This window comes from Streptomyces poriferorum, from assembly GCF_019399235.1.
In the GTDB taxonomy this organism is placed as follows: Bacteria; Actinomycetota; Actinomycetes; order Streptomycetales; family Streptomycetaceae; genus Streptomyces; species Streptomyces poriferorum.
Map to the genome: position 1 here is coordinate 107,563 of NZ_JAELVH010000002.1, position 7,445 is coordinate 115,007.

Sequence of the window (7,445 nt, forward strand, 5' to 3'; positions counted from 1 at the left end):
TGGCTCTGCCGGTCCATGGCGCACTGCGCCATGCATTGCCTATGCATCGTACACGAGAAATGCATGATGCACATCGCATGCATGGTGCATACCTGTGGTATATATGTACAAAAGAGGTCGCCCGCCCCGCGGGGAGGCGAGCCCGGCAGTCGAAGGAAGCCTTGCGTGGACATGCCTGTGGACCGGATCGAGTTCGAGACGATGCTGCTCGGGCGGCACATGAGTCTGCTGACCTCGCGAGGCGGCGGGCGGCTCGACCGGAGCGCCTACATCCTCCTCAGCCGGATCCGGGCCGAAGGCCCGATGTCCATCGGGCAGCTCCGGGACGCCTTCGGGCTCGACACCTCCACACTGAACCGGCAGACGGCGGCGATGCTCCGGGTCGGAGTCGTCGAGCGCATCCCCGACCCGGACGGCGGGATCGCCCGGAAGTTCGCCATCACCGCCGAGGGCGAGCACCGGCTCGACAAGGACCGCGCCGAGAACCGGGACGGTCTCCAGCGTGTGCTGGCCGAGTGGACCCCCGAGGAGGCCGCGCAGCTCGCGGACAGTCTCGCCCGCCTCAACCGCGACATCGAACGCCTCGACGGACGGCCCTGGCCGCGGGACTGAGCAGGGCGGCAGCGACGCGAACGGGGCCGGGCGCCTTCTCGGCACCCGGCGCCGCCTCTGTGTACCGCGGTCCGGTCAGGACAGCTTGGTGAAGGCCCAGGTCTGGACCGCGGTGGTGGAGGGCGCCTGTTGGGTGAGCGGCGCCCCGTTCGTGGTGGAGGCCGCGGTGAGGAGTAGTCCGCTGGACTTGCTCGTCAGCCGGTAGCCCCCGGTCACGGGGGTCGCGCTCCAGCGCTGGTTCGCGTCGCCGCTGCACGCCCACTGGTCGATGGCGGCCCCCGCCGCCTTGGAGTTCTGGTAGACCTCCGCGCACAGGCCGCTGGTCACGTTCTTCAGGGTGTACGTGCCGTCGGTGTTGGCCGTGACGTTCCACCTCTGGTTGTCGCCGCCGTTCCAGAGCCAGCCCACCAGCTGGGTGCCCTGGGCGGTGGAGTGCGCCGGTACGTCGATCGCCTGGGTACCGGCGGAGATCCGGTTGACCCCGGCCGTGGGTCCCGTCGGCTTCACGCAGGTGGTGGACGACTGGTGAGCGCCGCGGTCGGGCACGCAGCCGGCCGCGACCGGGCCGCCGAAGTAGTCACGTGCGCCCGCGTTCGCCACGACCGCGCCGTTGGCCAGGGCGGAGGAGCCCGCCTGCAGTCGGTAGCCGTCGACGTCCGTGCGGGAGGTGGCCGTGCCGGGGGCCGTCAGCTTCGGGTCGGTCGTCACCTTGTGGGCGTCGGCCGGCTCGCCGGCCGGGTGGGCGCCGTAGAAGACGTTCGCGTCGTATCCGAGACCGGCGGCGTTGACGTAGCTCGCCGAGTCCGTCGCCACGTGGAAGATGTTGTTGGTGAAAGTGGCGTTCGCCGCGGTCGAACCGTTCGAGTTGCTGATGATCTCGACCGGCTTGGACAGGTAGAAGGTGTTGTTGTGGATCTGCGTGTTGGTCGTCCTGGCGCAGACCATGTCGAAGAGCTGGCCGCCGTCGTTCTGGCTGATGTTGTACCGGACGATGTTGTCCGCGGTCGTGGACCCGCCGCCGTTGCACAGGAGGATGAAGCCACCCTCGTTGTCGTGGCTGTAGTTGTACTGGTAGATGGTGCGGATGTTGCCCTCGTCGAGGTCGAGGCCCTGCCCGTCGCAGGTGCTCTTGCCGCCGCTCACCTCGTTGAACTGGTACAGCGTGTCCTGGGTGTTCCATCCCCAGAGGCCGGCCGCGCAGTGCGCGGGCTCGCGCTCGCGGAAGCCGTCGACCTTGTTGTACTCGAGGAGCGCGCCCTCGGTGTGATGCGGGACGATCGCGTCGCCGCCGATGTCGGAGACGGTGTTCCCGCGGATGACGACCCGTGTCTGCGGTGTCCAGGCCCCGCAGGTCGTACCGCAGTTGGCGTTGGCGAGTTCGGGGCGCTGCATCCACCGGGTCCAGAAGTGGATCCCGTAACGGTCCACGGCCCGCACGGTGTTGCCCGTCAGGACGACGTCGTCGAACTTCGTGGGCGTCGTGTTGCCCAGGACCTCGAAGAAGATGCCGGCGCTGGCGTCGTCGTCCTTCTTGGTCTGGTTCCCGTTGACGTCATGGACGTCGAGACCCGTGAGCCGGTAGTAGGTGCCGGTGCCCGAGTCGGTCCTGGTGACGTGGACGCCGCGCCGGGTCGCCGCGGCCGGACCCTTGTTGGAGATGTCCAGGTTGCGGACCTCCCAGTACTGCTGGTCCGCGAGACGTACGACGTCGGTGACCTGGCCGGCGCCGGCCAGTGCGGGCTTGGCGCCCGTGCCGTAAGCGTCGACCACGACCGGCGCTCCGGCCGCGCCCGACCCCTTGGGGAACAGCGTCTGGCCGGTGCAGGTCGAACCGCGCCTGAGGAGGATCGAGTCGCCCGGCTGGAAGGTGTGGGAGTTCACCGGGGCCAGTGCGTTCCAGGGTGTCGCCTGGGTTCCGTCGCCCGCGGCGGCGGCGCCGCAGTCGACGTAGAAGGACTGGGAGGCGGCCGGTGCGGCGGCCTGTGCCGCTGCGGTGGGGGTCGCGGTCAGAAGAGATGCCAGCGGTAGCGACAGGGCCGCGAGGAGCAGGGTTCGTCTTCCGGTCATGGAACGACTCCATTTTCTGAAAACGGACAGCAGACGTCTGATGCCCGCTCACATTAGGGAGCTGTGGCGTCAGTGGTCAAGACCTGTTCATGTCAATCGCTGGGTGGACGGCGGCGTCTGGACGTCCGCGTGGCCCCACCGTTCTGACGCCCGCTGCCGGGTCCGCTTCCCGGGACCCGTCGCATCGGTGTGAGCCGGAGAGGCGTGAGCCGGAGCGTCCCTCCCCGCTGCTGAGTACGGTGGGGCGACGAGCTGAGGATCCGTCGAAGAGGAGTACCGCATGGCCGAGTTGGAGCTTTCCGCAGGTGTCGTGGAGTACGAGGACACCGGCGGGAACGGACCGGTCGTGGTCCTGCTCCACGGTGTGGCGATGGACGGTTCTCTGTGGCGGCACGTCGTCGCGGATCTGCGGGACGGCCATCGGTGCATCGTGCCGACGCTGCCGCTCGGCGGTCACCGGCGGCCGATGAGGCCCGACGCCGACCTTTCGGTCCTCGGCGTGGCGCGGCTGGTCGCGGAGTTCCTCGAAGCGCTCGACCTCACCGATGTCACCCTGGTCATGAACGACTGGGGTGGCGCGCAGGCCCTGGTCGCGGACGGCCGCGACCAGCGCATCGGCAAACTGGTCATCACGTCCTGTGAGGCCTTCGACAACTTCCCGCCCGGACTGCCCGGCAGCAACCTGTACGCCTCCGCCAAGATGCCCGGCGGCCTGAACGTGGCCTTCACCCTGTTGAAGTTCAAGCCGATGCGGCGGCTGCCGATGACCTGGGGCCGGATGAGCAGGCGGCCGGTACCCGACGCGGTCATGGATGCCTGGTTCCGGCCGCTGTGGACCTCGCCGGACATCCGCCGGGACCTGCGGAAGTACGTCCTGGGCGTACCGCCGAAGGCCGAACTCCTGCGCTGGGCGGAGGCATTGCGCACCTTCGACCGGCCGGCGCTCGTCGCCTGGGCCGCGGAGGACAAGGTCATGCCGCCGGAACACGGCCGCCGGCTGGCCGGAATGCTGCCCAAGGGCGAGCTGGTGGAGATCGCGGACAGCTACACCCTGATCCCCGAGGACCGGCCGGAGGAACTCGCGCGGCACCTGCGGGAGTTCCTCCGGCACGGCTGAGGGCTATGTGCTGAGCACCTCGTCCATCGACTCCTCCCGCCAGCGGCGCAGGAGTTCGTGGAAGGCGGTGGCGCCGTGCGGATACGCGTGGGGGCCGTTGGGGCGGCCGCGGCCTTCGCGGTTGTAGTAGCCGGGAGTGCACTCGGCGTGGAACCACTCGTGATCCGGGGCGCCCTGCGCCATGGTGGCGAGCCAGGCGTCCTCGGCCGCGCGGGAGGGCTCCAGGAGCGCGCCCCGGTCCTCGGCGGCTGCGACGAGGGCGGCGGCGTGCACGGCCTGCTCGTCGAGGATGTGCGTGTAGTTGACGCTGCTCGCGTTCTGCAGTGAACCCATCTGGATCAGATTCGGGAAGCCGTTGCAGGTGAAGCCGTGGAGGCTCCGGATGCCGTGCTGCCCCCAGGCGTGCAGCAGTTGGGTGCCTCCCCGGCCGTGGACGGGCAGCTTGCCGGAGAGGACGCCGGAGGTGCCGACGGAGAACCCGGTGGCGAAGATCAGGCAGTCGAGTGCGTACGCGGCGCCGCCCACCACGACGCCGTCCTCGGTGACGCGTTCGATGCCGTGGGTGTCCGCGGTGTCCACCAGGGTGACGTTGCCGCGGTTGAACGCCGGGTAGTACAGGTCGGAGAAGGTGGGGCGCTTGCAGGCGTAGCGGTACCAGGGCTTGAGCGCCTCGGCCGTCGCCGGGTCGGTGACCGTCCGCTCGACGCGGGTCCGTACCTCGTTCATCTTGGCGGCGTCGGCAGCCTCGTAGGCGGCTTCGAAGTCCGCCCGGTCGTCGGGGCGGCGGAAGCTGGGCAGCAGTTTCTCCAGCAGCGCGGCCGATGACGTCCAGCCGTCCGCCACGAGGTCCTCGTCGAACTCCTCGCCCGCGACGATGCGCAGGAAGTTCTCGCGCCGCGCGCCGGCCCAGCCCTCGCGGTCCGCGCCGACGTCGGCCGCCGTGGTGCGGCGGTTGGCGCGCACGTCCACCGTGGAGGGGGTGCGCTGGAAGACGTAGACGTGGCCGGCGTCCTCGGCCAGCTTCGGAATCACCTGCACACCGGTGGCGCCGGTGCCGACGACCCCCACCCGCTTGCCCGCCAGACCCGTCAGGGCGCCTTCGGGGGAGCCCGCGGTGTAGCCGTAGTCCCAGCGGGAGGTGTGGAAGGTGTGCCCCGCGAACCTCTCGATGCCGGGTATCCCGGGCAGCTTCGGCTCGGACAGGGTGCCGGTGGCGGTGACGACGTACGTCGCCCGGAACGCGTCACCACGATCGGTCGTCACGACCCATGAGCGGGAACTTTCCTCCCAGTGCAGAGCCGTGACGGTGGTCGAGAACAGGGCGTCCGCGCCGAGGTCGTACTTCTGCGCGATCCGTACCGCGTGACGCCGGATCTCCTCTCCCGGGGCGTACTTCCACCGGGGTACGTACCCGGTCTCGTCGAGCATCGGCAGGTAGACGTGGGACTCGATGTCGCAGTGGATTCCCGGGTACCGGTTCCAGTACCAGGTGCCGCCGAAGCCGCCGGCCGTGTCGATGAAGCGGACGTGTTCCACGCCCCGCTGCCGCAGCCGTGCTCCGGCGAGGATGCCGCCGAACCCGCCGCCGACGACGGCGACGTCCACGGTGTCGCGAAGCGGCTCGCGTTCGGCCTGGACCTCCGCGTACGGGTCGGCGGCGTAGAAGCCGAACTCGGCTTCGGTGGCCCGGTACTGGCGGGGGCCGTCGGGCCGCACGCGCCGCTCACGCTCGTGGCGGTAGCGCCGGCGCAGCGCGGATAGCTCGTCGGGGGCCGGTGTCTGAGGCGACGTCATGTGGGGGGCCTCGTTTCCTCGTCGTCGTTCCTGCGTCTGTCCGTCGTGGGCCGGACCGTCCATGTGCTGCCGAACTGCCTTGGAAGCGGGCGGCCTTCCGCACCGTAACAACAACCGGACAGTCTTGTCCGGTTAGGGTGCGGGGGCACGTCGATCTTCGGACAGGAAGAGGAACCCCCCATGCGACGACTCCGGAACCGTTCACTGGCCGTGCTCGCCACCCTGGGCGCGCTGGCTCTGACCGGATGCGGCAGCGAGACGTACACCCCCGGCGGAACGGCGGAATCCTCTGCTTCGGGCCGGACCGTCACCGCCCGTGAGTTCATGCGACTGACCTCGGTGCACGAGGAGACCGGGATGACCCTGCTGGAGGGCCCGGTCTTCGGGGCGGACGGCCAACTGAACGTCGTCGACGTCACCGCGCCCGCCGGGGGCCCGAAGGTGCTGCGCGTCGATGTCCGGAAGAAGACGGTGCGCAAGCTCTTCACCGACAGTCGGGGCGCCTACACCTCGGCGCAGTTCAGCCCGTACGACGGGCGGCTCTATCTGACCGACATCTCCCACGGCGAGATCGTCTCCCTGGCCCCGGACGGCAGCGACCGGCGCGCCTTCTTCACCGGTGAGGTGGACGGCGCCCGGATGCAGCCCGACGACATCGCCTTCGACCCGGACGGTCATCTGTACGTCAGCGACGCCCTCGGCATGTCCGAGGGCCGGGCGCGCGGACGCGTGGTGCGCGTCGACCGCGACGGCGCGCACGCCACCGTTCTGGCCGACGGTCTCGCCGCGACGAACGGCATCTCGTTCGACGTGGACTACCGAGGGCTGTGGATCAGCGAGCTGACGGAGAACCGCATCTCCTACCTCCCCGTCGAACAGCGGCCCGGAATGGCGGGCCGGCACACGGCCGTCCGCGTGGACGGCGGCGTCGCGCAGACCGACTCGATCGCCGTGGACGCCGACGGCAACCTGTACCAGGCCCTGCACGGCCGGCCCGCGATGGCGGTGTACAGCCGGTACGGCGAGCGCCTCGCGACGGTGGAGGTGCCGGCCCGCACCGAAGGGCTGGAGTCGGCGACGAACGTGGCGATCACGCCCGGCGGTACCAAGGCGTACATGACCGTCAGCGGACCGGCCGGCGGCTACCTCTACAGCTTCGACGCGCTCGCGAAGGGCATCCGGCAGTCCAACGGCGGCTGATCCCGTCCGGCCCGCGGCCGCTCAGTCCCGGAGCGGCCGCACCGGTCCCACCGTGACGCCGAGCAGACCCCAGGCCGCCAGCGCCCGGTGCTCACGCTGGGCGTGGGTGGGACCGCCGACGGCTCCGGAGACCATGGAGACGGCGAGCATGAGATCGTCCGGCCCACCCAGCCGGTGGCCGTCCGGCAGGCACTCCCGCAGGGCGTGCTCGACCCGGTCGTGCATGTCCCGGGCGAAGGCGCGGGTGTGCCGCGGGTGCCCGCTCGCCTCGTCGGCGTGCAGGAGGCTGATGAAAGCCGCCGACTGTGCCAGGTGCCAGGTCAGTACCCCCAGGACCTCGGCGAGGGCCGAACCCTCGGCAGCCGCCCGCTCGATCTGGCGCACGTTCTCCTCCAGGACCGCGGCCGCGATGGCGTCCCGGTCGGGGAAGTGCCGGTACAGCACGGCCTGCCCGACCCCGGCCCTGCGCGCGATCGTGGAGAGCGGGGCGTCCAGACCCTGCGAGGCGTAGATCTCCCGGGCGGCGGAGATCAGGGCGGCCCGGTTGCCGGCGGCGGCCTTCGGCCCCCGGTTCGCCGGCCTCCGCGTGGCCGCCGTGGGGTGCTGGGTCATCCGGTCAGGGTAACGGGCAGGGACCGCGCCCCGGCCGCGCCGC

The 7,445-nt window shown here is 70.5% G+C and carries 6 protein-coding genes; 3 read left to right on the forward strand and 3 right to left on the reverse strand.

What is annotated here, in order from left to right; genetic code table 11:
- Positions 1-165 precede the first annotated feature (165 nt).
- Entirely contained in the window at positions 166-612 is a 447-nt protein-coding gene (locus JGS39_RS00805; protein ID WP_219566584.1) for a MarR family winged helix-turn-helix transcriptional regulator, read from the forward strand.
- A 75-nt stretch (positions 613-687) separates the two neighbouring features.
- On the opposite strand, the gene JGS39_RS00810 is transcribed toward JGS39_RS00805, so the two are convergent.
- The gene (locus tag JGS39_RS00810) at positions 688-2,679 is read right to left on the reverse strand and encodes an RICIN domain-containing protein (RefSeq protein ID WP_219566585.1); all 1,992 of its coding nucleotides are present in this window, start codon (positions 2,677-2,679) and stop codon (positions 688-690) included.
- 280 nt (positions 2,680-2,959) lie between these two features.
- Here JGS39_RS00810 and JGS39_RS00815 point away from each other — a divergent pair, with 280 nt between their 5' ends.
- Positions 2,960-3,796, forward strand: a complete 837-nt coding sequence (locus tag JGS39_RS00815) for an alpha/beta fold hydrolase (protein ID WP_219566586.1) — start codon at positions 2,960-2,962, stop codon at positions 3,794-3,796.
- Positions 3,797-3,799: 3 nt separating this feature from the next.
- On the opposite strand, the gene JGS39_RS00820 is transcribed toward JGS39_RS00815, so the two are convergent.
- Complete coding sequence (locus tag JGS39_RS00820; protein ID WP_219566587.1) at positions 3,800-5,590, reverse strand: flavin-containing monooxygenase; 1,791 nt, start codon at positions 5,588-5,590, stop codon at positions 3,800-3,802.
- A gap of 180 nt (positions 5,591-5,770) precedes the next feature.
- Between JGS39_RS00820 and JGS39_RS00825 the strand changes: the two genes are divergently transcribed.
- Positions 5,771-6,790 (forward strand): SMP-30/gluconolactonase/LRE family protein, encoded by a 1,020-nt coding sequence (locus tag JGS39_RS00825; protein WP_219566588.1) that lies wholly within the window; start codon positions 5,771-5,773, stop codon positions 6,788-6,790.
- A gap of 21 nt (positions 6,791-6,811) precedes the next feature.
- Here JGS39_RS00825 and JGS39_RS00830 read toward each other — a convergent pair whose 3' ends face one another.
- Positions 6,812-7,402 (reverse strand): TetR/AcrR family transcriptional regulator, encoded by a 591-nt coding sequence (locus JGS39_RS00830; protein WP_219566589.1) that lies wholly within the window; start codon positions 7,400-7,402, stop codon positions 6,812-6,814.
- Positions 7,403-7,445: the final 43 nt, after the last annotated feature.

Coding starts and splice junctions, on each gene's coding strand:
- JGS39_RS00810 (WP_219566585.1), bottom strand. CDS start 2,679: ATGACCGGAAGACGAACCCTGCTCCTCGCGGCCCTGTCGCTACCGCTG.
- JGS39_RS00815 (WP_219566586.1), top strand. CDS start 2,960: ATGGCCGAGTTGGAGCTTTCCGCAGGTGTCGTGGAGTACGAGGACACC.
- JGS39_RS00820 (WP_219566587.1), bottom strand. CDS start 5,590: ATGACGTCGCCTCAGACACCGGCCCCCGACGAGCTATCCGCGCTGCGC.
- JGS39_RS00825 (WP_219566588.1), top strand. CDS start 5,771: ATGCGACGACTCCGGAACCGTTCACTGGCCGTGCTCGCCACCCTGGGC.
- JGS39_RS00830 (WP_219566589.1), bottom strand. CDS start 7,402: ATGACCCAGCACCCCACGGCGGCCACGCGGAGGCCGGCGAACCGGGGG.